The 24,278-nt window shown below is 73.0% G+C and carries 20 protein-coding genes; 14 read left to right on the top strand and 6 right to left on the bottom strand.

Annotation, left to right across the window (positions count from 1 at the left end; all coding sequences use genetic code 11):
* Positions 1-13: 13 nt before the first annotated feature.
* The 3 genes from ACFRCG_RS38320 to ACFRCG_RS38310 all read left to right on the top strand — a co-directional run bounded on the left by ACFRCG_RS38320 (position 14) and on the right by ACFRCG_RS38310 (position 4,077).
* A complete protein-coding gene (locus ACFRCG_RS38320) occupies positions 14-1,144 on the top strand; it encodes an acyl-CoA dehydrogenase family protein (RefSeq protein ID WP_380040232.1) in 1,131 nt (376 codons plus the stop codon).
* Between the two features lie 94 nt (positions 1,145-1,238).
* The gene (locus tag ACFRCG_RS38315; protein WP_380040230.1) at positions 1,239-2,039 is read left to right on the top strand and encodes a crotonase/enoyl-CoA hydratase family protein; all 801 of its coding nucleotides are present in this window, start codon (positions 1,239-1,241) and stop codon (positions 2,037-2,039) included.
* A gap of 415 nt (positions 2,040-2,454) precedes the next feature.
* Positions 2,455-4,077: an acyl-CoA synthetase gene (locus ACFRCG_RS38310; protein ID WP_380040228.1), complete on the top strand. Its 1,623-nt coding sequence runs from the start codon at positions 2,455-2,457 to the stop codon at positions 4,075-4,077.
* A 34-nt stretch (positions 4,078-4,111) separates the two neighbouring features.
* Here the strand turns inward: ACFRCG_RS38310 and ACFRCG_RS38305 are convergent, their stop codons facing one another.
* From ACFRCG_RS38305 to ACFRCG_RS38295, 3 genes are all read right to left on the bottom strand, one after another.
* Positions 4,112-5,425, bottom strand: a complete 1,314-nt coding sequence (locus ACFRCG_RS38305; RefSeq protein WP_380040226.1) for a DUF445 domain-containing protein — start codon at positions 5,423-5,425, stop codon at positions 4,112-4,114.
* Positions 5,426-5,538: 113 nt separating this feature from the next.
* Positions 5,539-6,270 (bottom strand): TSUP family transporter, encoded by a 732-nt coding sequence (locus ACFRCG_RS38300; protein WP_380040224.1) that lies wholly within the window; start codon positions 6,268-6,270, stop codon positions 5,539-5,541.
* 119 nt (positions 6,271-6,389) lie between these two features.
* The gene (locus ACFRCG_RS38295; RefSeq protein ID WP_380040222.1) at positions 6,390-7,130 is read right to left on the bottom strand and encodes a TetR/AcrR family transcriptional regulator; all 741 of its coding nucleotides are present in this window, start codon (positions 7,128-7,130) and stop codon (positions 6,390-6,392) included.
* Between the two features lie 138 nt (positions 7,131-7,268).
* On the opposite strand from ACFRCG_RS38295, the gene ACFRCG_RS38290 reads away from it, so the two are divergent.
* On the top strand, positions 7,269-8,126 hold the full coding sequence (locus ACFRCG_RS38290; protein WP_380040220.1) for an SDR family oxidoreductase: 858 nt from the start codon (positions 7,269-7,271) through the stop codon (positions 8,124-8,126).
* Positions 8,127-8,291: 165 nt separating this feature from the next.
* Positions 8,292-8,969, top strand: coding sequence for a hypothetical protein (locus ACFRCG_RS38285; protein ID WP_380040218.1), 678 nt, complete (start codon positions 8,292-8,294; stop codon positions 8,967-8,969).
* Positions 8,970-9,005: 36 nt separating this feature from the next.
* On the opposite strand, the gene ACFRCG_RS38280 is transcribed toward ACFRCG_RS38285, so the two are convergent.
* On the bottom strand, positions 9,006-9,452 hold the full coding sequence (locus ACFRCG_RS38280; RefSeq protein WP_380040216.1) for an ArsR family transcriptional regulator: 447 nt from the start codon (positions 9,450-9,452) through the stop codon (positions 9,006-9,008).
* 91 nt (positions 9,453-9,543) lie between these two features.
* Here ACFRCG_RS38280 and ACFRCG_RS38275 point away from each other — a divergent pair, with 91 nt between their 5' ends.
* From ACFRCG_RS38275 to ACFRCG_RS38245, 7 genes are all read left to right on the top strand, one after another.
* Entirely contained in the window at positions 9,544-10,764 is a 1,221-nt protein-coding gene (locus tag ACFRCG_RS38275; RefSeq protein WP_380040214.1) for an MFS transporter, read from the top strand.
* A gap of 281 nt (positions 10,765-11,045) precedes the next feature.
* A complete protein-coding gene (locus tag ACFRCG_RS38270; protein ID WP_380040212.1) occupies positions 11,046-12,428 on the top strand; it encodes a hypothetical protein in 1,383 nt (460 codons plus the stop codon).
* A 20-nt stretch (positions 12,429-12,448) separates the two neighbouring features.
* Positions 12,449-13,033: an SUKH-4 family immunity protein gene (locus ACFRCG_RS38265; protein WP_380040210.1), complete on the top strand. Its 585-nt coding sequence runs from the start codon at positions 12,449-12,451 to the stop codon at positions 13,031-13,033.
* A 40-nt stretch (positions 13,034-13,073) separates the two neighbouring features.
* A complete protein-coding gene (locus tag ACFRCG_RS38260) occupies positions 13,074-13,913 on the top strand; it encodes a nucleic acid/nucleotide deaminase domain-containing protein (RefSeq protein WP_380040208.1) in 840 nt (279 codons plus the stop codon).
* A 76-nt stretch (positions 13,914-13,989) separates the two neighbouring features.
* Positions 13,990-16,248, top strand: coding sequence for a hypothetical protein (locus tag ACFRCG_RS38255; protein WP_380040206.1), 2,259 nt, complete (start codon positions 13,990-13,992; stop codon positions 16,246-16,248).
* Between the two features lie 139 nt (positions 16,249-16,387).
* On the top strand, positions 16,388-17,074 hold the full coding sequence (locus ACFRCG_RS38250) for a hypothetical protein (RefSeq protein ID WP_380040204.1): 687 nt from the start codon (positions 16,388-16,390) through the stop codon (positions 17,072-17,074).
* A 227-nt stretch (positions 17,075-17,301) separates the two neighbouring features.
* Positions 17,302-19,194 (top strand): propionyl-CoA synthetase, encoded by a 1,893-nt coding sequence (locus ACFRCG_RS38245; RefSeq protein ID WP_380040202.1) that lies wholly within the window; start codon positions 17,302-17,304, stop codon positions 19,192-19,194.
* A 25-nt stretch (positions 19,195-19,219) separates the two neighbouring features.
* Here the strand turns inward: ACFRCG_RS38245 and ACFRCG_RS38240 are convergent, their stop codons facing one another.
* Positions 19,220-20,221 (bottom strand): glutamate ABC transporter substrate-binding protein, encoded by a 1,002-nt coding sequence (locus ACFRCG_RS38240; RefSeq protein WP_380040200.1) that lies wholly within the window; start codon positions 20,219-20,221, stop codon positions 19,220-19,222.
* A 131-nt stretch (positions 20,222-20,352) separates the two neighbouring features.
* On the opposite strand from ACFRCG_RS38240, the gene ACFRCG_RS38235 reads away from it, so the two are divergent.
* Positions 20,353-20,835, top strand: a complete 483-nt coding sequence (locus ACFRCG_RS38235) for a hypothetical protein (RefSeq protein WP_380040198.1) — start codon at positions 20,353-20,355, stop codon at positions 20,833-20,835.
* A 110-nt stretch (positions 20,836-20,945) separates the two neighbouring features.
* Here the strand turns inward: ACFRCG_RS38235 and ACFRCG_RS38230 are convergent, their stop codons facing one another.
* Positions 20,946-23,051 (bottom strand): serine/threonine-protein kinase, encoded by a 2,106-nt coding sequence (locus ACFRCG_RS38230; RefSeq protein ID WP_380040196.1) that lies wholly within the window; start codon positions 23,049-23,051, stop codon positions 20,946-20,948.
* A 283-nt stretch (positions 23,052-23,334) separates the two neighbouring features.
* Here ACFRCG_RS38230 and pucL point away from each other — a divergent pair, with 283 nt between their 5' ends.
* The gene (pucL, locus tag ACFRCG_RS38225) at positions 23,335-24,225 is read left to right on the top strand and encodes a factor-independent urate hydroxylase (RefSeq protein ID WP_380040194.1); all 891 of its coding nucleotides are present in this window, start codon (positions 23,335-23,337) and stop codon (positions 24,223-24,225) included.
* The last annotated feature ends 53 nt before the right edge of the window (positions 24,226-24,278 follow it).

The following is a 24,278-nucleotide window of genomic DNA, read 5'->3' as shown; positions in this document are numbered from 1 at the left end:
AAGGACAGGTGAAATGGACTTCGGTTACACGGAAGAACAGCAGGACCTGGTGGGCCTGGCGGGGCGGATCCTCGGTGAGCGGGTCACCCACGAGGCGCTGACCGCGCTGGACAAGCGGGTCGAGCAGGACGGCGCGCCGCGCCTGGACCGCGAGTTGTGGGCGGAGCTGGCCAAGGCCAACCTGCTCGGGATCGGCCTGCCGGAGGAGTTCGGCGGCTCCGGCTACGGCGTGTTCGAGCAGTGTCTGATCCTGGAACAGATCGGCCGCACGCTCGCACCGGTGCCGTTCGGGCCCTCGATCGTGGTCGCCGCGTCGCTGCTGAGCCGGATGGGCACCGACGAGCAGAAGGCGGCCTGGCTGCCGGGCGCGGTGGACGGTTCGCGGATCCTGACCTACGCGCTCGCCGAGCCGTACGGCCGAGACGGCGCCGCGCCCGCGACGAAGGCGGTGTGCACGGACGGGGTCTGGCACCTCGACGGGGTCAAGACCGGGGTCCCGGCGGCGACCGTCGCCGACCTGATCCTGGTGTCCGCGGACCTCGGCGACGGCCACGCGGGGGTGTTCCTGGTCGACCCGAAGGCGCCCGGCGTGCGGATCGAGGCCCAGCTGACCACGGCCAAGGAGATAGCGGGCCTGGTCACCCTTGAGCGGGCCGTCGGCACCGCGCTCGCCGGCCCGGACGCGGCGGTGCACCTGCGCGAGCTGGCCACACTCGCGTTGTGCGCGACCCAGCTCGGGGTGACCGAGAAGGCGATGCGCGAGACCGCAAAGTACGCGAGCGAGCGGGTCCAGTTCAAGCGGCCGATCGGCTCCTTCCAGGCGGTGGGGCACCGGCTCGCCGACGCGTACATCGACGTCGAGGCGATCCGGCTGACCACCTGGCAGGCGGCCTGGCGGGTGGCCGAGGGCCTGGATTCCGCCGAGGCGATCGCGACCGCGAAGTTCTGGGCGGCCGACGGCGGCCACCGGGTCGCGCACGCCGCGGTGCATGTGCACGGCGGGATGGGCGTGGCCGAGGAGCACTTCGTGCACCGCTACTTCAACCACGCCAAGCAGCTCGAACTCTCCCTCGGCGGCGCCACCGAGCAGGCGCTGCGGATCGGCGCCGGCTTCGCGGCCACGCCGGCGGGGGAGTTCGCCTGACCGGCTCGCCCCGGGGCCTGTCCCGGCCCACCCCAGGTGCGGTCGCGCCGGCGCCGCATCCCGTGATTCCCGGATCTTCTGGAGACGAACAGACATGAGCGAACCGCACGCCCTGGTCGAGCGGGACGGCCCCGTCCTGGTCATCACGATGAACCGCCCCGAGGCCCGCAACGCGGTCACCGGCGAGATGGTCGAGATCCTGGAGGCCGCCTGGGACGAGGTGAACGACAACCCCGAGATCCGGGTGGCCATCCTCACCGGCGCCGGCGGCGCGTTCTGCGCGGGCGCCGACCTGAAGGCGATGAGCCGGCGCGCGCCCGGCGACGCGTTCAAGGGCGGCGAGGGCAGGCCGGCCATGGACATGTCCGTGATGAAGTGGTGTCTCAAGGGCTTCACCCTCACCAAGCCGTTGATCGCCGCCATCGAGGGCCCGGCCATCGCGGGCGGCACCGAGATCCTCCAGGCCACCGACATCCGGGTGGCCGGCGAGTCGGCCCGCTTCGGGGTTTCCGAGGTGCGCTGGGGTCTTTTCCCGCTCGGCGGGTCGGCGGTGCGCCTGCGCCGGCAGATTCCGTACACTGTCGCCGCCGACCTGCTGTTGACGGGCCGCCACATCAAGGCGCCCGAAGCCAAGGAGCTCGGTCTGATCGGGCATGTCGTACCCGACGGCGGCGCGTTGGAGAAGGCGAAGGAGATCGCCCACCAGATCGCCGCCAACGGTCCGCTCGCCGTTCAGGCGGTCCTGCGCGTTCTGCGTGAAACCGACCAGTTGACCGAGGAAGATGCGTTCAAGCTGGAGTCGCGGATCGGAATGCGGGTATTCATGAGCGACGACGCCAAGATCGGTCCGCGAGCCTTCGCGGAGAAGAAGACCCCGGAGTTCAAGGGCACGTGATGTGCCATCGGAAAACTTCGGCATGAAACGGGCCCGCCGGGTCAGGGACGGCAATCCCCCGGCGGGTCCTCATCATCTCGACGCGTGTGCGGCCGCGCGGGTTGCGTCGATCGATCGGAAAATTTCGGCGATGTCGCGGCCGGGCGCCGGGAGCGCACTTCGGTCGTGGGTCGGGCGTGGCCGCGCGAGCGGGGAGCAACCGGCTGTTCGGGGACATACGCCGGGCCTTCGTGGCGAGAAATCACCGCCGGGTGGGCGGGTTCCGACGGTGCTTCGCCGGATCATGGCGCGGCTATTCTTTTGATCGAGTCAAGGGTAAGTTGGCCCGACCCTGCTTCCGACCGGATGGGATCCCCGCCTCGGCCCCGGATCCCCGGCCTCGGGAGCATCCGTACATCCGCCGTGGGAGCCGACCATGACGCCCGTCAGCCCGTCGTTCAACCTCGCCGACCTGTTCGAGATCGTGGTGGACGCGATCCCCGACCGCACCGCGATGATCGCGGGCGAGGTACGCCTGACATACCGTCAACTGGACGAGCGGGCCAACCGGGTCGCGCACCACCTGCTCGGGGCCGGGATCGAGCCCGGGGACTTCGTCGGGATCCACGCGTGGAACCGCGCGGAGTGGGTCGAGGCGATGATCGGCTGTTACAAGGCGCGGGCGGTACCGATCAACATCAACTACCGCTACGTCGAGGCCGAACTGCGCTACCTGTACGAGAACTCGGGCATGGTCGCGGTGATCGCCGAGCGCTCGTTCGCCGGCGCGACCGCGGCGATCCGAGCCGACTTCCCGACGCTGCGGCACGTGGTGATCCTGGAGGACGGCTCGACCGAACCGGCCGAGGACACCGTGGGCTACGAGGACGCGCTCGCCGCGGCCTCGCCCGCGCGCGACTTCGGCGCGCGCAGCGACGACGACCTGTACGGCCTGTACACCGGCGGCACCACCGGGATGCCCAAGTGTGTGCTGTGGCGCGGCGAGGACATCTTCTTCGCCGCCCTCCAGGCCGGGCGCGGCGCCCGGCCGAAGTTGCGCACGCCGGGCGAACTCGCGGAGACGGTGCGCGAGTCGGCCGGTATGACCACGCTCGGCCTGGCGCCGATGATGCACGGCGGCGGGCAGTGGTCGATGTGGAACACCTTCTACATGGGCAACACGTTCCTGATGTGGACCGGGCGCGCCTTCGAGGCGGACGCGGTGATGGCGCTGGCGTCGCGGGAGAAGGCACTGTCGATGGCCGTGGTCGGCGACGGCATGGGCCGGCCCCTCGCGGACTGGCTGGCGGCCAACCCCGACACCTACGACCTGTCCGCGCTCAAGGCGATCAGCAACGGCGGGGCGCCGATGAGCGCGGCGGTGCGGACCGCGCTCGAACAGGCCGGGATGTTCGTGATCGACAGCTTCGGCGCGTCGGAGACCGGCGCCGCCATGCGGCAGACCGGCGCGCCGGGCACGGCCACCCGCTTCGCCTCCTCGGAGACCACGACGGTCCTGGACGATCGCCTGGTGCCGGTCGAGCCGGGCTCGGGCGACGTGGGCCGACTGGCCGTCGGCGGGCACATCCCGCTCGGGTATCACGGCGACGACGAGAAGACGCGCGCCACGTTCGTGCGGGACGCGAACGGGCGGCGGTGGGTGTTGCCGGGCGACTACGCACAGCTGGACAAGGACGGCGGCATCCTGCTGCTCGGGCGGGGCAGCGCGACCATCAACACCGGTGGCGAGAAGGTGTACCCGGACGAGGTGGAGGACGCGCTCAAGTCGCACGCGGACGTGTTCGACGCGGTCGTGGTCGGAGTCCCCGACCCGCGCTTCGGCCAGGCGGTCACCGCGCTCGTGGTGCTGCGCGAGGGCGCCGACCCGGGTGCGGAGGCGATCACCGCGCACGCCCGGACCCGGATCGCGGGCTACAAGACGCCCAAGCGCATCCACTTCGTCGAGTCGATCCCGCGCACGGCGGCGGGCAAGGTGGACCTGCGGGCGGCCAAGGCGCGGGCGGAGGAGTTGTCGGAGTCGGCGCGGCCGAGCAGCTGAGTGCGGCGGCGCCGTCGCCGGGGTCGGGGTCGGTTCAGCCGAGCACCTGGGTGAGGGTGTGGATCAGCAGGCCGACCAGCGCGCCGACGACGGTGCCGTTGATCCGGATGAACTGGAGGTCGCGGCCGACGTTGATCTCGATCTTGCGGCTGGTCTCCTTGGGATCCCAGGCGCCGACGGTGTCGGTGATCAGCGCGGTGATCTCGTCGCGGTAGGTGGTCACCACGTAGGCGGCGGCCTGCTCGATCCAACGGTCGGCCTTGCCGCGCACGCGCGGGTCCTCGGCGAGCCGGGTCGCCAGAGAGCGGATCGCGTCGGTCGCCCGATTGCGCAGCGCGCTGTCGGGGTCCTCGGTGGCCTCGACGAGCATCGCGCGGGCGGCGCCCCACACCGACGCGATCAGGTCCTGCACGGCCGGGTGTGCGATGGTGCGGTCGCGCAGCCGCTCTATCTGCGCGATCATCGCCGGGTCGTGCTGGAGGTCGCGGGCCACGTCGGCGAGGAAGGTGTCGATGGCGAGTCGGGCCGTGTGCTCCGGGTCGTCGCGCACCGCGCCCGCGAAGCGCACGAGTTCGCGGTGCACCTTGTTGGCGATCTGTCGGTCCAGGAAACGCGGGGACCAGCCGGGGGACTCCTCGCTGACCACGCGCAGCACGGCCTCGCGATGCGTCTCCAGCCAGTCGTGCGCCTTGGTCGCCACCAGGTCGACCAGGCCGTGGTGGGCGCCGTCGCGCACGAGCCGGTCGAGCAGTTCGCCGATCGGCTGGGCGACGGCCTGCGCGGAGACCCGACGGGTGATCGCCTGGCCGAACACGTTCTGCACGTCCTCGTCGCGCAGCACGGTCAGCGCGGCGCGGGCGAGCGCGCCCAGCTGTTCGGTGACCCGTTCGGCGTGCCCGGGGGCGGCCAGCCAGGTGCCGGCGCGTCGGGAGACGTCCATGCGGGCCAGGCGTTGCCGCACCACCGCGTCGGAGAGGAAGTTCTCGCCGACGAACTCGCCGAGGTTGCGCCCGAGGGCGTCCTTGCGGGTCGGGATGATCGCGGTGTGCGGGATCGGCAGCCCGAGCGGGCGCCGGAACAGCGCGGTCACCGCGAACCAGTCGGCCATCGCGCCGACCATCCCGGCCTCCGCCGCCGCCTGTACGTATCCGGCCCACGCCCCGGCCCCCCGAGACTCGGCCCACCGCGCCAATACGAACAACACGACGGCGAACACCAGAAACCCGGTGGCGATCACCTTCATCCGCCGTACCCCACGCAACTTCTCCACCTCGGCGGCGGTGCGTCCGGCGCCGCTGGGCGCCGGACGTGGTGGGGCGGTGGGCGTGGAGTCGGCGACATCAACCATGACGCCCATTCTGATCATCCGATGGTGTCGCCGCGTCCCACGACACCGCCATGACCGCACGCGGTGCCGATTCGCCGGCCGGGCCGTCGCGCGCGGTCGGTGTCGGTCCGGGGTCACAGGGTCCACAGGCCCTTGGTGAGGGTGGTGGTGCCGCCGGCGAGGGCGAGCCATTGCACGGTGCGTTTGGCCCGGTGTTCGGGGGTGCGGGCGGCCAGGAGGCGGCCGAGGACGGCGCCGACGAGGAGGGCGGTGATCGTCGTGGTCCAGGCCGGGGCGGTCAGGTGGGGTGGGGTCTTGGCGGCCAGGGAGAAGACGTTGACCACGACGCCGTAGAACTGGGCGTTGGGCACGAACTCGGCCGCGGTCCAGCCGGCGTTGAGGGCGTACAGGGACACCGCGGGGCCGCCGACGCCGGCCGAGGAGTTCATGAAGCCGCTCGCCGCGCCGGCGGCCACCGCGCCGCGCCGGGCCCGCAGCGCCGGTACCCGGACACCGTGCATGACCAGGACGACGGCCAGACACACCGCCGCGCCGATCCCGGTGAGCAACCACGGCTCCGGCAGGTGTGCGGCCATCCACGCGCCCAGCGGCACGGTGCATGCCGCCGCGACCACCAACGGCACCATCGTGGCGGGCCGGACCCGTCGCCAGGAGGTGGCCAGGCCGATCGCGCTGATCACGCACGTCCCGGCGTTGCACAGCACCACCCCCTGCGCGGGCCCGAGCAGCAGCACCAGGCCCGGCGCGGCCACCAGCGCGAACCCCATCCCGCTGAGCCGCTGCACGGTCGCGCCCAGCAGCACGATCGCGCCGATGATCAGCGCGAGGGACCAGGCATCGGACACGGGCAACCTCGGGACGTGGCGAATCGACACGGGCGGCGTCACCGGAAGGGCGGGCGATCCGACGACCTGTCAGCTATACCGGAGATCGCCGGCCGATGGGTGTTCGGCGGGGCGTGGGTTCAGGCCGGTCGGGCCGGGGTGCACAGGATGCCGTTGAGCAAGACCTCGATCGCCCAGGCGTCGCGTTCGTCGCCGGAGCCCTCGGTGAGTGTGGGGCGAATCGCGACCAGGTGGGGGTATTCGGTCGCGGACAGGCGGGCGAAGGTTTCGTTCATTTCGGCCACCGCGCCCTCCTCCGTTTGACCATGTTCGCCCTTGGCGGCGTAGGCGGACTGTTCGGTCGCGGCGGCGGTGATGTACAGGTTGATCAGGTCCAGGGCGAGCGAGCGGGTGAGGTCGTCGACGTCCGCGCCGGCCAGCAGGGCCAGGATCGTGTCGGCGAGGGCCAGGGCGTTGGGGCCGGTCGGGACGTCGCCCAGGGCCACCGACGCGATGCCGCGCCGGTCGCCGAGGACGGTGACGGCGTTGCCGATCAGCGTGGTCAGCTCCGCCCGCCAGTGCGGCACCGGCGCGCCGACCGGGCCGACGGCGGGCAGCGGGATCTCGCCCACCACCCGGTCGTAGACCAGCGCCAGTAGCTCGTCCCGGTTCGCCACATAGACGTACAGCGACGCCGCGCCCGTGTCGAGCGCCTGCGCGACCCGCCGCATGGTCACCGCGTCCAGCCCGTCCGCGTCCAGGATCGCGAGCGCGGCGGACACGAGCGCGTCGGCGCTGAGCGCGGCCTTGGCCGGGCGGGTGCGGCGGCTGACCGGGGCGGCGGGGGCGGACCGTCGAGGTGCGCCGGGAGGGTTCGACATGGTCCGAGCATAACGCCTTGACGGAACACTGTTCGGAACATACGTTGTTCGTGACGAACACCGTTCGGAACGCACGGGCCCCAGGCCGACGCGCCACGGCGGCCCCATACACACGCACACGCAAGGACATCGATCACCATGACCACCCTCGTCACCGGCGCCCGCGGCAGTGTCGCCCGCGGCGTCGTCACCCGCCTCCTCGCCGCCGGCCGCGACGTCCGGATCGCGAGCAGCGATCCGACCGCCCTCGACCCGGCCCCCGGCGTCGAAGTGGTCCGGCTGTCGCTGCGCGAGCCCGCCGCCGACGCCGCCGCCGCGCTGCGCGACGTGCACAACGTCTTCCTCTACGCCGAGGCCGCCGGCATCGCCGACTTCCTGGCGGCCGCGCGCACCGCCGGGGTCCGGCACATCGTGCTGCTGTCCTCGGCCGCCGCCGCCGCGCCCGACCCCGCCGTCAACCCGCTCGCCGCGAGCCACCACGCGGTCGAGGTCGCCGTCGCCGAATCCGGCCTCCCGTACACGGTGTTGCGCCCCGGCGCGTTCGCAGGCAACACGATCGGCTGGAAGTACCAGGTGCTCGGCGCCGGTGGCATCCAACTCCCTTATCCCAAAGCCCAGTCGGCCCCGATTCACGAGGACGACATCGCCGACGTCGCCACCGCCGTGCTGCTGTCCGGCGACCACCTCAGCGAAACGCTGGACCTCAACGGCCCCGAATCGATGTCCTTCGCCGAGCAGATCGCGATCCTGTCCGATGTCCTCGGCCACGCGCTGCCGTTCGCCGAGGTGAGCCGCGAGGAGGCGCTGGCGGGCCTGACCCGGCACATGAACGAGGGCTACGCCAACGCCCTCCTCGACCTGTGGCGGCACGCCGTCGACCCCGAGCCCGTCTCCGGCGTCACCGAGGCGATCACCGGCCGGCCGGGGCGCAGCTTCCGCGCCTGGGTCTTGGACCACCGCGAGGACTTCGCCGAACTCGCCGCCCCGCGCGGGTAAGTCCCCTGCACAGAGCCCCACATGGGCCCGGACCCACCGGTCGGACGGACATTCCGCCCGACCGGTGCACGCTTTGGTGGGGTTCTCGCTCCCACGTTCCCCACGGGGCCTCCGTGCTGTCTACCCTGCTGTCCAGACCGGCCGTTTACCGAACTCTGGACGCACATGACCGTCGCGCTTCACACCGGCGCGGGTGCCGCAATCGAGGTACGCCGCGCACTCCAGGCTGATGAAGCCAGGGACGTGCCCGCCCATACGTGGGTCGGCCCGATCGTCCGGGTCCGCCCGCAGGGCGAACGGCACTACGAGGACGTCGCGTACATCGACGCGGCGCCCACCGACGGCATGGGCAGTTCCCCCTCGCGGCATCTGGTCCTGTGGGCCGACCGCGCCCGCCGACAGCGGATCGCCGCGGTGGGGACCTACTCCGCCGCGCCCGACTACGCGGTCTACAGCGTCACCGGACCGGCCGGGGAGCACCTGGCGACGGTGCACCGCGAGCAGGGCAGCATTCGTCGACTGCGCCGCACGTCCTGGACGATCCGCCCGGCCGAGGGGCCGACGCTGCACGCGGCCAAGGGCACCACGTTCGGCTGGATCGCGTGGTGGGCGCTGTCCCCGCTGTGGGGGCTGATGATGGCCGTGGCCGTACTGGGCGGCAAGGCACCGAGGTTGCCGCTGCGCACGATCTGGCGCCACGACGGCAGGCGCGTCTTCGAATACCTGGGCAGCGTAGGCACCACGGACTCCTACGAGTTGCCGCCGGGCCACACCGACTGCCGGATACTCCTGGCCCTCGCGGCCCTGCACAACAGCCACCCGGGCTGGTACGACCGCCTCTAGCGCCCGACCGGTCCCGGCCCGGTTCGGGAGCCGCGCTCAGGTGTCGGTCGGTTCGAGGGCGGCGGTCCACGCGGCGACCAGGTCCAGCAGGCCCGGGAAGCGGTGGTCCAGGTCGTCGACGCGGACGTGGCTGCGGCGTTCCAGGCCGTACTGGCGCTGCCGGATCAGGCCGGCCTCGCGCAGGGCGCGGAAGTGGTGGGTGAGCGAGGACTTGGGTTGGCCGAGGCCGAACCAGCCGCACGTGTGGTCGAACTCGGTCGAGTCCAGGAGCAGCGTGCGCACGATGCCCATCCGGAGCGGGGTGCTCAGCGCGCCCATGACCGCTTCGAGGCGCAACTCCCCGACCGCGGGCTCCGGCAGCGGCTCGGGGGCGTCGTCGGGGACCGGGCGGACGACCGCGTTGTGGGCCACTGGGCATCTCTCCTCGCCGTGGGCGGCCGGCGCCGGCCGCTGCTGTACGAGTTGCATCGTACTGCACTTCATGTTCGAATCGACTCGTACAGTCAGTACGACTCGATTCGTACAGCCGTGTCCTGGGGGTTCCATGTCACCGACCGACGTCCGCCCTGCGCCCATGCCCGCCGCGCCCACCTCGGCCCCGTCCCCGCCCGCGCCCGTATCGCCCGCCCGGATCCGGCTCGCCGCCTGGCCGGTGACCGCCGTCTTCGTGCTCTCCAACGCGGCGACCCCGCTCTATGTCGTCTGGCGGCGCGAACTCGGCTTCTCCTCCGGCACGTCGACCGTGATCTTCGCGGCCTACATCGTCGGCCTGCTCGGCGCGCTCACCGTCGCCGGCGCGCTCTCCGACCGAATCGGCCGCAAGCCGGTACTGCTGCCCGCCCTCGGTCTGGCCGCGCTCGCGTGCCTCGTCTTCGCCACCGCCGCCTCGGTGCCCGCGCTCGTCGTCGCGCGCCTGCTCACCGGCATCGCCGTCGGCGCGACCGTATCGGCCGGAATGGCCGCGGTCGCCGACGTCGCCGGGTCGACGCACCGGCGGCTGGGGGCGCTGGCGGCCTCGTCCGCGATGGTGCTCGGCGCCGGGCTCGGGCCGATGCTCGCGGGCGTGTTGTCCGAGACCGTGCCCGGGCCGACCACCACCGTGTTCGTGGTCGAGGCGGTGCTGCTCGCCACCGCGTTCGTGGTCGTGTACCGGTTGCCGCTCGCCCGACCGGCCGCCGCACCCGGCGCCGCCCGATGGTTGCGGGTGCCGTCCGTGCCCGCCGCGAATCGGGGCCAACTGCTCATGGGCATCGCGGTGTTCGCGCCCGGCATCACAGCCACCTCGTTCGTGCTCTCGCTCGGCCCCGCCCTCCTGGCCGACCTCCTCGACACGTCGAGCCGGATCGTCGCGGGCTCCACGGCGTTCGTGATGTTCGCCGCCGCGACCGGCGTGCAGTTCGCGGTGCGCCGGTGGGCGGTTCGCACGGTGCTGCTCGCCGGGGCCGCCGCGATCGCCGCCGGCATGATCGTGCTGATCGCCGCCGTATCCCTCGCGTCCGCACCCCTGTTGATCACGGCCGCGATCCTCGCCGGCGCCGGTCAGGGCCTCGGCCAACTCGGCGGCCTCACCCTCCTCGGCACGCATGTCCCGCGCGAGCGCGCCGCCGAGGCCAACGCGGCGCTGAACGTGGGCGGTTACCTGCCCGCCGGCTTGCTCCCGGTCGCCGCCGGCTACCTGGGCGACGCGGTGGGCCTGCGTACCGCGACCACGACCTTCGCGGTCGTCCTGATCGGCGCGGCCACCGTCGCGGCGGCCCTGGTGCCGACGAACCGTGCGGCAGGAGAGCGCGGTTGAGGTCGCGACCCGGCTCGATCGGCCGACACGTCCGTGCGGAAACACCCTCGACTGCCCCAGGATTTCCATTACTTGACCCGAATCCGGTTGGTTCCCCCGCGCATCGAACGTAGGTTGGTCGGCGTCGTTCGATCACTACGGGGGCAGTGGCGCGCGGCGACCGCGAGCGGGTCGCCCCGCATCGAACGGGCGGGCGCGCCTCGCGTCGGCCTCGGCGGCATCGGTTCGCCTTCTCCCGGAACGTCGTACGCACACGACGTCCTACGGGGAGGCGATCGGGGATGGGCAAGACGAAGACCGGCCCGAAAGGCGGCGATTCGGGCGCCTCGGGCACCGGCCACGACACGACCGGGCCGAGCGGCGGAGCGCCGACCGCGACCGTGCCCAAGGCACCCAAACGCCCCGGCGGTGACACCGGCGGCGCCCCCGGCGGTCCGCCGGCGACCACCACCTCCAAGACCGGCGCGCCCGCCGGACCGCCGCCCAGGGGCGGCAACGGCTTCAGCCACAAGCCGGAACACGTGGAGTCCGGCGCCCGGGGCATCGACGCCTCCGCCGCCCGGATCGAGGCCGCGCACACGAAGTTGAGCGGCGTACTCCAGGCCAAGGGTTCGTTCTGGAACAAGGACAGCCTGGGCCAGACCTTCGGCAAGGTCTTCGAGCCGCTGTCCACCGGCCATTCCCGGGCCGGCGGGGCGCTCCAGCAGGCGGTCGCCAAGACCGCCGGGAACGTGCGCGTCAGCGCCAAGAAGACGGCCGCCACCGAGGAGGCCAACCTCAAGAAGTTCGGGCAGCGCATCGACGGCGACCCGAAGAAGATCGGCGACGCCGAGCGCGATGGCAGGGGCCCGTCGGGCAATGCCGCGCAAAAGCCCGGCCCGAACCGCACCCCGGTGTACTTCGTCGACGAGAACGGCCGGGTCCACCAGTTGGTGAACGGCCAACTCGTACCGGTCACCCCCGGAGGCACGAACAGCGGCATCGACCGGGTGCTCAATCCCGACGGCACGATCAAGGTCAAGATCAAGACCGACGACGACGGCAACCCCGAGCTCACCCCCAAGGGCAAACCGAAACGGGTCCCGGTGCCGGGCGGCAAGGGGAGATACGACCGGTTCTCGAAGAAGGAGCAGGCGGACAACGACGGCGCCGCTCCGCGCACGCCCGTGCAATCGCAGCGCCTGGAACACCCCACGGATCTGTCCCAGGCGGTGGAGGACGTGCGCCGCGCGGGCAACGACTACGGCGGGAACAACTATGCGTCGCTGTACTATCGGGATCCTTCCGGACAAGCCGGCGGGGACTTCATCCTGGTCGGCAGCAGCGGCCAGAACGGCGGTCACTCGGAACGAGCGATCGGGTTGCCGATGGTGCACAACGGCATGCAGAACGACGTGACCCGGTTGTATACCGAACGTGCGCCCTGCCAGGTCTTCCCGCAGACCGGCGGGGCCGGCTGCGACCTGTGGGTCGACATGCATCTCAACGGTCCGGGTCGCAGCTCCCCGCTGGAGGTCGGCCACGTCGCGGACTTCGACTCGAGTCGGCTCGACGGGGCGGACCGCAACGGTCCGTTCAACCTGTACATGTTCGACCTGGAGCAACAGCACCGGGCCGGCAACACGAGTCCGCTCGCCGGTGTATACACGTACCGGTATCCCTGAGCCCGACGCTGGAGTAACGGATGATCTTCGACATCGACCGGGGCCGGCTCCTGGAGGCGTTTCCCGAGCGGCGGGTCGTGCGTGCCTCGCGCGCCGCACTCGCCGAGGTGGAGGGTCGGGCCGAGGATCTGGACTTCCTGTGCGACGTGGGCCTGCCGCAGGGGCTGTTCCAGATCGCCCCCGCGCTGGCCGGCGAGGCGGGCGCGCAACCGTCGCGGCTGCTGGATCTCGGCGATCCGGACGAGGGTGTGGACCTGCCCGAGTTGGACGGCGTCGGCCCGGTACTCCTGCTGGGGGGAATCCAGCACTGGTACGTCTTCCTGCACCTGGAAACCGGCCGGATCCACGCGTTTGCGCAGGACGGGGCGGACTACTGCACGATCAACGGGGACCTGTCCTCGCTGTGCACCATGTTGTGCCTGCTGGAGCGGGAGACCCCGCGCACGGCACCGGGAACCCGGGGCCCGGGCAACGACGAATACGCGCACGTGGCCGACTCCGTTCGGGCCCGGATCGAGCCGCGCGACCCGCTTCCCTTCCAGGGGGACGGCCTGTGGGTCTTCTATTTCGGCTCGTACGTCGACGGCCTGTATCCACTGAGCTGAGCGATCGAGCCGAGCGATCGGGAAGGAAACCCGCACCACCATGAACGTCGACCTCTCCGCCGCCCTCCACCAGCGCTTCGGCCGGGACGGGCTGCGCACGTACGCGTCGCCGGATCTCGACGGCCTGCCGCTGCCCGTGCAGGTCGGCGCGTACTTCATCGCCGCGGAGGACGAACACCCGCTCACCATGGGGGCGTTCGCCGACGCGGTCGGTGAGTTGCTGCCCGATGCCGGGCTTCGGGACCGGGTTCGGCTCGGGACCGACCAGGGGGCGGAGCTGTACGTGGCCGGCGACGGGTCGGTGCGGGCCCTGTTCCTCGGCGTCGACCTGCCCGCGATGGCCGTGGCGAGCAGCGTGGAGGCGTTCGCCGACGGGTTGTTGACGCTCGATCAGATGTTGCCCCGGATCGCCGCCGTGGACGAGCCGACGGAGGGCTTTCCGCTGTACCGGGAGCTGCGCGAGGCGTTGACGGCGGCCGATCCCGCCGCGTTCGTCGAGCGCGAGGCGTGGTGGCCCAGGGTCCTGGACGACGTGCGACTCCCGCTGAACATCGGCAGTTCGGCCGCGTTCGAGATCGTGGACGCCGGCGGTGAACCGAAGATCCTGACCGAGTCGTCGCGCCCGGGGCTGCCGCATCCGGAGGAACTGCTGTGGTACCGGCTGGCGGCCGGGGGAGTGGACGCCGAGGACGTCCGGCGGGTCTACTGCGAACTCGAACCCTGCCTGATGCCCGGCCACTACTGCGCGCTCTGGATGGGCCGCCTGTTCCCCGACGCCGAGTTCACCCACGGCTTCGGCTACGGGGAGACCGCGCAGTCCCGGGAGGACGGCGTACGGGCGCTGATGACGCACATCGCCGAGCAGGCGGGAAACCGCTGACGGAGCGCCACCGCGACCGGGCACGGTACGAGCGGCACACAGCGATACGAGTGGTGGGAATCGGGGGACGGAGACCGTGGTCGACCAGGACGGGCATCGGCTGCCGCACATGACGGGTGGGCGCCACCTCGCCGCCCGCGCGCTGCTCGGGTGGCTCGACGATCCGCGCTCGCCCCGGTTGTGCCTGGTCGGCGGCTCGCCGGGGGCGGGCAAGTCGCACCTGCTGGCCTGGCTGTACGCGGCCACCGCCGGGCAGGACACGCCGCCCGCGCGCCGACTGCACGCGTTCGTCCCGGCCGGCGGATCGACCCTGCCCGGGGTCACCGTCGAACTGGCGCGGCACCTGGGGGTCGCGGCGCGGACACCCCGCCACCTGGTCGCCTGGGCGGCCCTGGACCCCCGGCGCACGGTGATCACGATCGCCGATCTCGACCACGCGGGCGTGCCGGGCCGCCCCGGGGAGGGCGCCCGGATCGTCACCGACCTGCTCGACCCGCTGCTCGACCTGCCGCACGTACGGCTGCTCGTGGAGTGCGCGGACGCCGCGACCCGGGCCGCGTTCACCCGGGTCGCCGGGCCGGCCGCGCTGGACCTGGACGAACCCAGGTGGACCCACCCGGGCCGGTTCGCCCGCTGGTACGCCGAACTGCTCGCCGCCGCACCGGGCACGGCGCCGCCGGCCGCCGATGTCGCCTACCCGCACCCCGGCCTGGCCCGGCTCGCCGCGCGGGTGGACGGGGCCTCGGCGTCGCCCGCCTCGGCCGCCTCCGCGGTCTCGGCGGTCGACCCGGGCGGCACGACGGAGCGGTTCGCCCGGATCCACCGGGCGTGGTGGGCGGGCCTGGGCGAGGACGTGCGTTCGGCCGTGGCCGCCCTGTACGGCCTCGACCTGCCGCTGACCGCCCGGCAGTGGGCGATCGCCTGTTCGACCCTGTATCCGGGCCCGGCGCCGGGCCCCGGCGGCGCGGCGGCGGACGTGCCGATCGCTGCGGCGGCCCGCGCGCTGCCCCCGCTGCTCGACGGCGGCGACACCTGGGCGCTGCCGGCCGGGCCGCTCGCCGACTTCGTGGCGGGGCAGCGCCGGGAATGCCGCGATCCCGGCCGGGCGGCCCGGGTGCACGCGGCACTGCGGCGGGACGCGGACGCGGGCATCGTGGACCTGTCCGGGCTCTACGACGCGGGCGAGGAGCGGCTGTCGGCGATCCTGGAGCACAGCGTGCGGATCGGGGACGCGGCGGCGCTCGCGGCCGACCCGATCGTGCAGGCACTGGCCCGGCCGCACGTGGTGGCCGGCGCGCTGGTGGCCACCGGGCAGTGGGCGGACCCGGCGCAGGCGGCGTTTCGCGGCGCGTACGGCACGCTGGTCGCGCAGCCCGCGCCGGGGACGCGGGCGGCCCTGCTCGCGATGCACCGACTCGGTCGCGACGACGACGCCGCGCGCCGACTCGCGGCCCGGGCCGCGGCGCCGGGCTGGCGGGCCGCGTGGGCCCGGTGGGGCGAGGGCGACCCGCAGCGGCCCGACCGGTGGCCGGGACCGGTGCTCGCCGCCGCGTCGGGCCGCGGCGCGCTGGCGGGACAGGCGCTCCTGGTGGACGACGCCGGCACGATCCGCACCGTGCGCGGCGCCGACGGCGGCATCGTCGGCCGGGTCGGCGCCTCCTTCGGGCCGATTCCGCTGCGCGCGCTCGCGAGCACGTACGGCGGCCGGGTCGCCACGCTGAACCGATGGGGCGGCGTGGACGTCCTGGACGCGGCCTACCACGGCCCGCGCGGCGCCCTGGAGGCCGGATTCCAGCGCCTGGTCAACACCTGCGGGGCCGAGCCGACCGTGCTGTGCGCACACCCGCTGCCCGCGCTCGGCGACGCCGAGGGCGCCGTGTGGTGCTACGCCCCGGCGCCGACCTCGGCATCGGCCCCGGCCGGCGACGAGCCGCCGCCGCGCGGGGTGTTCTCCGCGCCGCTGCACACCGGCCCGGTCACCGCGCTGGGCGCGGTCCGCACCGGCACCGCCGGAGCGCCGACGCTGGTGATCAGCGGCGGGCGCGACGGCCGGGTGCGGATGTGGAGCCCGGGCGCCGAGCCGGGCCCGGACGCGCTGGACGCGCGTGCCGCCCCGGTGACCGCGCTCGCCTGCGAACAGACCACCGAGGGCCTGCTGATCGCGGTGGCCTGGGCGGACGGCCCGGTCCGACTGCGCCGACCGGGCGACGACACGACGGTGGACCTGAACCCGGGTCTGCCGGTGACCGGGATCGCGGTGTCGGTGGAGGGCCACATCGTGCTGGGCACCGCCGCTGGGGTGATCGGACTGCGCCTCGAACGCCCCGTCGGATGAGAGTCGTTCGGATGTTCGGCGCAGGCGTGGGACGGGCCGACCGGGCCCGAAAGGCGTGTACAAGGCCGGAATCGGTGCGTAGCGTCGACAGCGGGCGCCCCGCCGTTTCGGGCGTGGGCGACGACGACGGGGGTCGACTGTGGGCATCACCGTACCGGGCTACCTGGACACGGCACTGGACGTCATCGGGATCGACTGGCCCAACCTCGACGAGGACGAGTTCAAGGAACTGGCGGTCGCCTACCGTGAGTTCGCGGACGAGATCGACGAGGCACGGGCGGACGGCAAGAACGGCGCGGCGTGGATCCTCTCCGGCACCAGCGGGATGGCCGCCGAGGCGTTCGAGGCGCACTACGGCAAACTGAACAACGAGCATCTGCACGATCTGGCCGAGGGCGCCCGCATGTTGGCCAAGGCGCTGGACGCGGCGGCGGTGGTGATCGAGGTGGCCAAGGGCAGAGCCATCGCCCAACTGATCATCCTGGCCGATGCGATCGCCGCCGCCGCGGCGGCGGCCACCTTCACCCTCGGCCTGTCCGCGATCGCCGGCCTGGCCGAGGTCGGCATCGTGCGCACCGCGGTCAAACGCATCTTCAAGGAACTCGAGGACGAGTTGATGGCCCGGGTGATCGAGATAGCCACCGCACCCGCGGTGGCCGCCCTCGAAGGCACCGCCAACGAACTGCTGTCCCAACTGGTGGAGAACGAACTCGGCGCGCGCAACGGCTACGACCTGGACGCCGCGATCGACGCCGGCAAACAGAGCGGCCGGGACGCCATGCCGACCGCGTCCGGCATCGTCACCACGCTGAACCCGGTGGCCTGAACCGGGCGGCGTGAACCGGGCGGCGTGAACCGGCGACCCGAAGCGGCTCGCATCGGCGGCCCGCACGGGCGACCCGAACCGGTCGCCCGAACCGACCGCCCCGACCCGCCGACGCGCGTCCGAACGCCCGTTCGCGCGTCTTGACTTCGTGCCGCTCCGTCGGGATCCTGCCGGCGGGGCGGCATCGTCACACCGCGCCCCGCCGCAACCACCGAGAGGAACCGCGGATGAGTCGCGACCAGGGCGGGGCGTACGCGTCGGCGTATCGGCGAAGCCTCGACGACCCGGACGGATTCTGGTTGGCCGCGGCCGAGGCGATCGACTGGGTCACCCCACCCACCCGGGCCCTGGACGACTCCGCCGCGCCGCTGTACCGCTGGTTCCCCGACGGCGTGCTGAACACCTGCTTCAACGCCCTCGACCGGCACGTGGCGGCCGGCCGCGGCGACCAGGCGGCCATCGTCTACGACTCGCCCGTCACCGACACCCGGCGCCGGTTGAGCTACGCCGAACTCCTCGACCTGACCGCACGGTTCGCCGGCGTGTTGCGCGGCCTCGGGGTCGGCAGGGGCGATCGGGTCGTGCTCTACCTGCCGATGGTGCCCGAGGCGGTGGTGGCGATGCTCGCCTGTGCCCGGCTCGGCGCGGTGCACTCCGTGGTGTTCGGCGGCTTCGCCGCCCACGAGTTGGCGGTGCGGATCGACGACGCCCGCCCCACCGTGGTGGTGGCCGCGTCCTGCGGCATCGAGCCGACCCGCACCATCGCCTACAAACCGCTCGTGGACGCCGCCCTGGCCGAGGCCACACACCGCCCGGACCACGTGGTGATCCTGCAACGCCCGCAGCTGGTCGCCGAGTCGACGGACACCTGCCTCGACTGGGACACCGCGATGGCGAGTGCCGAGCCGGTCGAATGTGTGCCGGTGGCGGCCACCGACCCGCTCTACATCCTCTACACCTCCGGCACCACCGGCCCGCCCAAGGGCATCGTCCGGGACAACGGTGGGCACGCGGTGGCGCTGCGCTGGTCGATGGAGAACATCTACGGCGTGCGGCCGGGCGAGGTGAGCTGGACCGCCTCCGACGTGGGCTGGGTGGTCGGCCACTCGTACATCGTCTACGCGCCGCTGCTCACCGGCTGCACCTCCGTGCTGTACGAGGGCAAACCGGTCGGCACCCCGGACGCGGGCGCGTTCTGGCGGGTGGCCGCCGAGCACCGGACCACGATGCTGTTCACCGCGCCGACCGCGTTTCGCGCGATCCGCAAGGCGGACCCGGAGGGCAAGCTGCTCGCCGGACACGATCTGTCCGCCCTGCGCGCCCTGTTCCTGGCCGGCGAGCGCCTGGACCCGGAGACCTACCGCTGGGCCGGCGACCTGCTCGGCGTGCCCGTGGTGGACAACTGGTGGCAGACCGAGACCGGATGGCCGATCGTGGCCGACCCGATCGGCCTGGAGCCGCAACCGACCCGGCCCGGCTCGCCGACCCTGCCGGTACCCGGCTACGACGTGCGGATCCTGGACCCGGACGGCGTCGAGGTGCCGCCCGGCACGGACGGGTCCGTGGTGCTCAAACTGCCCATGCCGCCGGGCACGTTGACCGGCCTGTGGGGCGACGACGCGCGCTATGTCGCCTCCTACCTGACCGCCTTCCCCGGCCACTACCTCACCGGCGACGGCGGACGCAAGGACGCCGACGGCTACGTCTACGTGATGGGCCGCACCGACGACGTGATCAACGTGGCCGGACACCGGTTGTCCACCGGCTCGATGGAGGAGGTCCTGGCGGGCCATCCGGACGTGGCGGAGTGCGCGGTGATCGGGGTGGCCGACGAACTCAAGGGCCAGGTGCCGCGCGGCCTGGTCGTGCTCAAGGCCGGCGTGGACCGGGAACCGGACGAGGTGGCCGCGGAGTTGGTCCGCCGCGTCCGGGACACCATCGGCGCGGTGGCCGCGCTGCGTCGGGTGGACGTGGTCCCCGCGCTGCCCAAGACCCGGTCCGGCAAGATCCTGCGCCGCACGATGCGCGACATCGCCGACGGCAAACGACCCGAACCGCCGTCCACGATCGAGGATCCCGCCGTACTCGACGCCCTGCGGCCGACGCTCGTCGACGAGTAGGACACCGCGGATCCGGATGGCGCGATCAGTCCGCGTAGGACGCGGCCGGCGGCGACTGCGGGCCCAGCGGCCCGGCCAGCCAGGTGTCGTACAACCGCTGCCACGAACCGTCGCGCTTCATCCGCTCCAGCAGCCCGTTGGCGAAGCGCACGAAGTCCTCGTGCGCCAACGGGAAGGCCATGCCGTGCGGTTCGTCGCTGAACGCGGGCCCGACCACGACGGTGTCCGAGTCCTGCGCACCAAGTCCGTGCAGCAGCGCGGAGGTCGTCGAGACCGCGTCCACCTCGCCCTGCTGCAACGCGACCAGGCAGTCCGTCCAGTTCTCCACCGCGTAGGGCAGCACGCCCGCCGGATCGTCGCGCAGGAACACGATCGAGGTGGTCGCCCGCACCGTACACACCCGCCTGCCGCGCAGATCGGCGAGCGTACGCACATCGGAGTCGCTGCGGACCAGCACCCGCTGGCCGTCGGTGTAGTAGTCGCTGCTGAACGCCACCTCGTGCTTGCGCTCGCACGTGATGGTCATCGTGTCGATCACCACGTCGACCACCCCGGATTGGAGCACCTCGGGCCGCTGGGCCTGGGTGATCACCTTGTACCGGATGTGCGCGGGGTCGTCGGGGCCGCCGAAGATCGCCCGCGCGAGGGTCTTGGCCATCTCGATGTCGAAGCCCTGGATCCGGCCGCTGCGCCGATCCAACTCGGCGAAGTAGCGGGTGTTCTGGTCCACCCCGACGATCAGGTAGCCGCGCCGCTGGATGGTCTCCATCGTGGACCCGGCCGGCATGCGACCGCCGGCGGGCAGCGGGTCGGGCGGGGTCAGGCTCCGGCGCGGGTCGCACGGCGCGGCGGTGGACGGTTTCGGGTAGTCCTCCGGGCCGGCCGGATGTGCTCCCGAGACGACCGGTTCGGCGGCGGTACGGACCTCGGCCGGCGGCGCGCCCGACGAACCGGTACAGGAGGCCAGCGTGGCGGCCAGGGCGACGGCTGCTGCCGCGGTCGCCGTGCGGCGGGCTCCCCAGTGCATGCCACTCCCCGTGGGCCGGTGTTCCGAGTGCCGGTGCGGTCCGATTATCGATCGGATCCGCCGGAAATCGGGACCGACTGCCCAAATAATGGGGGGTTCCCTCGGTGTGATCGTTCAACTTTGGAGCGCGTGTGACCAGCTATGGCATCACCGGGCACATCAACCTCGCGGCGGGAACGGCGCCGTTGGTCGACCGTGCGCTCCGGGATCTGCTCGCCGGTGTCGCGGCGGACGAACTGGTCGGCTACAGCTGCCTGGCGGCCGGTGCGGACGCGATCTTCGCCCGGGCCGTGCTCGACCTGGGCGGCCGGCTGGTGGTGTTGCTGCCGTCGGCCGACTACGGCGAGTCCAGGGTCGGCGCGGCCTATCGCACGACCTTCGACCACCTGCTGGCGGAGGCCGACGAGGTTCGGGTGATGCCGTACCCCCACGCCTCGCGGGACGCCTACGCGGCGGCCAACGAGAACCTGATCGCGGCGGCCGACGTGCTCTTCGCCGTCTGGGACGGCCGGCCCGACGACAACCGGGGCAGCACCGCCGAGGCGGTGTCCCGGGCCCGCGCGGCCGGCAAGCAGGTCCACGTGGTGTGGCCCACGGGCGCGGCCCGCGCCTGAACGGGCGGGGACGGTGCGGGAGTTGCCCACGATGGTCGTACCGAGCCCGGAACCGGGTCCGCCGGCCGTCGGGTGGACGACCGGCGGACCACGGTGCCGCGTGATGGGATCTAGCGAGGCGAGTCCGCCTCGGTGTGGTGGTGGTGCGGGGTGGCGCCGAGCGGGGGTGCGCCCTGGGGGGCGGGCTTGCGCGCGTCGAGGACGGCGAGGACCAGCGTGCCCAGGCCGGCGAGACCGGCCAGTACGGAGACGCCGGGGAGCACCATGCCCAGGATCGTGTTCTGGGCGTCGCGCCACGCGGAGTCGGTGAGCCGGAACAGCCCTATTCCGACGGCGGTCACGCCGAGCAGCGCGATCACCGCGTGCCAGAGCAGCGGATTGGCCGGACGCTGCTCGGGGGTGGGGCGCTGCTCGGTCAGGCCGAGCGGGAAGGGCAGGCCGGAGCCCGGTTGCGCGGCCGGTGTCGCGGCGGCGGCGGCGGGGGTCGCGGTCGGGAGCGGCGGTGCGGCGACCGGTGGCGCGGGGGCGGGCAGCACCGTGGTCGCGCCGACCGGGCTCGCGGCCGGATGCTCGACCTTGACCGTCTCGGCGCCGGCCCCCGCCGGCGCGGGGCCGTCGGGCTTGCGCGGGACCTTGACCGTCTCGGCGTTGTCGCCGCGCCGGACCACCGGCACCTTGACCGGCTCGCCGCCGTCGTAGCCCCCCTTCGGCTTGCCCGACTCGGGCGCGGGCGGCGTGGGTTCGGCGGCCGGCGCGTCGTCCTCGTCCTTGCCGACGCGGGCGGCGGGCACGGGGGTGGTCGCGTCGTCGTCCGCGGCCTTCGGCGCGCCCTTCGCTCCGGCCTCGCCCTTCGGCTTGTCGTCGCGGGCGGCGGGCACGGCCACGGGGGTGGTCGCGTCGTCCTCGGGGGCTTTTGCGTCGGAAGGCACATCGGTGGCGGGCGCGGCCTTGCCGACCTTGCCGCCTCGTGCTGCCGGGGTGGCGACGGGCGTCGCGTCGTCCGCGTCGTCGTTGTTGTCGGCCGCCGCGCTGCCCGGCTTCGGCTTCGTGGCCTTGGCCGCCGGTCGAGCGGGCTTCGCCTCGGTGTCGTCGGCCGCCCCATCGGGCCGATCCGCCTCGTCGCCCGTCTTCCGAGCCGCCGCCGCGCCGGTGCGCGGTTCGGTCTTCCTGGTCGCCTTGGCCCCGGCGGCCGGCGCCGCCGCAGGTGTCGCGAGCGCGGCCGATGCCGCGACCTCGGCCGTCTCCGACTCCTCCGCCGGGTCCGTGCCGTCCGCGTCCGTGCCGTCCGCGTCGCCCGGTTCCACCGTGTCCGCCTCGTCGGCGTCCGGTATCTCCACCCGCTTGGCCGAGGCCGCCGCGGCCTCCGCCGCGTGGGTCGCGAGCAGGGCCGCCGTAGCCTTGGGCAGCCAGTCCTTCGCCGAGTCGGCCGCCGCGAAGCGGGCCACCAGGTCGGCCGCGGTGGGTCGCGCGGTGGGCCGCTTCTTCAGGCAGTCGGCGACGATCTCGCGCAGCCAGTCCGGGAGTTCGGTCAGGTCCGGCGTCTCCCGGACCACCCGCTGGGCCAGTTCGGCGGCCGACCCCGTACCGAACGGAGCCACGCCCGCCGCATGGCAGAGCACACCGCCGAGGGCGAACACGTCGATCGCCGGACCGATGGACCCGCCGGTGACCTGCTCCGGCGCCGGCAGCCCCGGTGTCTCCACCACGCCGGTCCGGTTCAGCCCGGCCGTACCCAGCGCCCGGGCCAGCGCGTAGTCCGCCACCCGGGGCCCGTCGGCGGCCAGCAGGACGTTCGCCGGCTTCAGGTCACGGTGCGTCAGACCCGCCTCGTGCACGGCCGCCAGGCCCTCGGCCAACCCGGCGCCCAGCGCCCGCAACGTCCGCTCCGGAAACGCCCCGTGCGCCTCGACGGCCGCCTCCAGGGACGGGCCCGCGACATGCTCGACCACCAGCCACGGGGGCGTGCCGTCGGCGTCGGCGTCCAGAACGTGGGCGACATGCGTGCCGCCGACCTCGCGCGCGGCCGCCATGTCCGTACGGAACCGTTCGAGGAACTTCTTGTCGGCCGCCAGATCCGACCGCACCAGTTTGACCGCGACCTGCTCACCACCGGGCGCTCGACCGAGGAACACGGTCCCCAGGCCGGCCCGACCGAGCCGGGCCGACAGTCGGTACCGCCCGACAACCCCGGGATCGCCCGGCTTCAGCGGATCCATGACTGCCGCCCCCTCCACGTACGTGCGTTCTGTGCCAAGGCAGGGAGTGGCCCCAGGGCACGCCGACGGCCCTGTCGGTCTCGCCTCCCCGCGGACTTCGCCGCAGCCTACCCCTCGGTCGGGGTGTCACCGAGGACCCGGACCGCCCCGTCGATCTCCTGTTACCGACTCCGGACGGGCGCCGGAACACCGGGACATGTCCGCATTCCGACGTTCTGCCGGACCGTGTGGGCACACTGGTTTCGCGGCGAGCACACCCCGATATGACGAGGGAGTCGGACCGATGGCGATCGTTCTGGGGCCGAATCGATATGGCAAGGCGGAGGTGCGCCTTGCCCGGGTGACCCGGACCACCGCGAGCGACCACGAACTGTGCGACCTCGACGTCTCGGTGTCCCTGTCCGGCGACCTCGCCGACACCCATCTGCGCGGCGACAACGCCCGGGTGGTGCCCACGGACACGATGCGCGCCGTGGTGTACGCCTTCGCCCAGGACCGACCCCTGCCCTCGATCGAGGAGTTCGGCCTGCGCCTGGCCGGACACTTCGTCGACGCGCACACCTCGATCGACACCGCACGGGTGCGTCTGCGCGAATACCCCTGGGTCCGGATCGCCGGCACGCACGGTCCGCACCCGCACGCGTGGACCCGGGCGGCGGGGGTGCGCTGCGCCGGGGTCGTGCACGGGCCGGAGGGTGTCGAGGTCTGCTCCGGCGTGGCGGACGTGGCCGTGCTCAAGTCCACCGGATCCGAGTTCCACGGCTTCCCGACGGACCGTTACACGACGCTCGCGCCGACCCGGGACCGCGTCCTGGCCACCACCGTGCGGGCGCGTTGGCGCCATCGCCGCGACGGCGGCGCACCGGCCGACTGGGACGTCTCGTTCCGCGCCGCCCGGGACACCCTGCTGCGCACCTTCGCCGAGACGCACAGCCTCTCGCTCCAGCACACCCTGTACACGATGGGCGAGGCGGTCCTGGCGGAGCAGGAGCACCTGGCCGAGGTACGCCTGACGCTGCCCAACCGCCACCACGTCGAGGTCGACCTGAGTCCGTTCGGCCAAACCAACCCGGGGGAGGTGTACCAGGTCACGGACCGGCCGTACGGCCTGATCGAGGGCACGGTCCTGCGCGACGACGCCGCCCCGGCCCTGGCCGACCTGCCCTGGGAGTAGCAACCACCGGTCGCGACACCGAGCGACGCGAACACCACGATCGCCGGGCCCGC

Origin of the sequence: Embleya sp. NPDC056575, from assembly GCF_042793325.1 — a bacterium.
Taxonomy (GTDB): domain Bacteria; phylum Actinomycetota; class Actinomycetes; order Streptomycetales; family Streptomycetaceae; genus Embleya.
The sequence above is the reverse complement of the archived record's forward strand: the minus strand, read 5'-3'. Positions and strand labels throughout refer to the sequence as shown.

Coding starts and splice junctions, on each gene's coding strand:
- ACFRCG_RS38320 (WP_380040232.1), top strand. CDS start 14: ATGGACTTCGGTTACACGGAAGAACAGCAGGACCTGGTGGGCCTGGCG.
- ACFRCG_RS38315 (WP_380040230.1), top strand. CDS start 1,239: ATGAGCGAACCGCACGCCCTGGTCGAGCGGGACGGCCCCGTCCTGGTC.
- ACFRCG_RS38310 (WP_380040228.1), top strand. CDS start 2,455: ATGACGCCCGTCAGCCCGTCGTTCAACCTCGCCGACCTGTTCGAGATC.
- ACFRCG_RS38305 (WP_380040226.1), bottom strand. CDS start 5,425: ATGGTTGATGTCGCCGACTCCACGCCCACCGCCCCACCACGTCCGGCG.
- ACFRCG_RS38295 (WP_380040222.1), bottom strand. CDS start 7,130: ATGTCGAACCCTCCCGGCGCACCTCGACGGTCCGCCCCCGCCGCCCCG.
- ACFRCG_RS38290 (WP_380040220.1), top strand. CDS start 7,269: ATGACCACCCTCGTCACCGGCGCCCGCGGCAGTGTCGCCCGCGGCGTC.
- ACFRCG_RS38285 (WP_380040218.1), top strand. CDS start 8,292: ATGACCGTCGCGCTTCACACCGGCGCGGGTGCCGCAATCGAGGTACGC.
- ACFRCG_RS38280 (WP_380040216.1), bottom strand. CDS start 9,452: ATGAAGTGCAGTACGATGCAACTCGTACAGCAGCGGCCGGCGCCGGCC.
- ACFRCG_RS38275 (WP_380040214.1), top strand. CDS start 9,544: ATGCCCGCCGCGCCCACCTCGGCCCCGTCCCCGCCCGCGCCCGTATCG.
- ACFRCG_RS38270 (WP_380040212.1), top strand. CDS start 11,046: ATGGGCAAGACGAAGACCGGCCCGAAAGGCGGCGATTCGGGCGCCTCG.
- ACFRCG_RS38265 (WP_380040210.1), top strand. CDS start 12,449: ATGATCTTCGACATCGACCGGGGCCGGCTCCTGGAGGCGTTTCCCGAG.
- ACFRCG_RS38260 (WP_380040208.1), top strand. CDS start 13,074: ATGAACGTCGACCTCTCCGCCGCCCTCCACCAGCGCTTCGGCCGGGAC.
- ACFRCG_RS38245 (WP_380040202.1), top strand. CDS start 17,302: ATGAGTCGCGACCAGGGCGGGGCGTACGCGTCGGCGTATCGGCGAAGC.
- ACFRCG_RS38240 (WP_380040200.1), bottom strand. CDS start 20,221: ATGCACTGGGGAGCCCGCCGCACGGCGACCGCGGCAGCAGCCGTCGCC.
- ACFRCG_RS38230 (WP_380040196.1), bottom strand. CDS start 23,051: ATGGATCCGCTGAAGCCGGGCGATCCCGGGGTTGTCGGGCGGTACCGA.
- pucL (WP_380040194.1), top strand. CDS start 23,335: ATGGCGATCGTTCTGGGGCCGAATCGATATGGCAAGGCGGAGGTGCGC.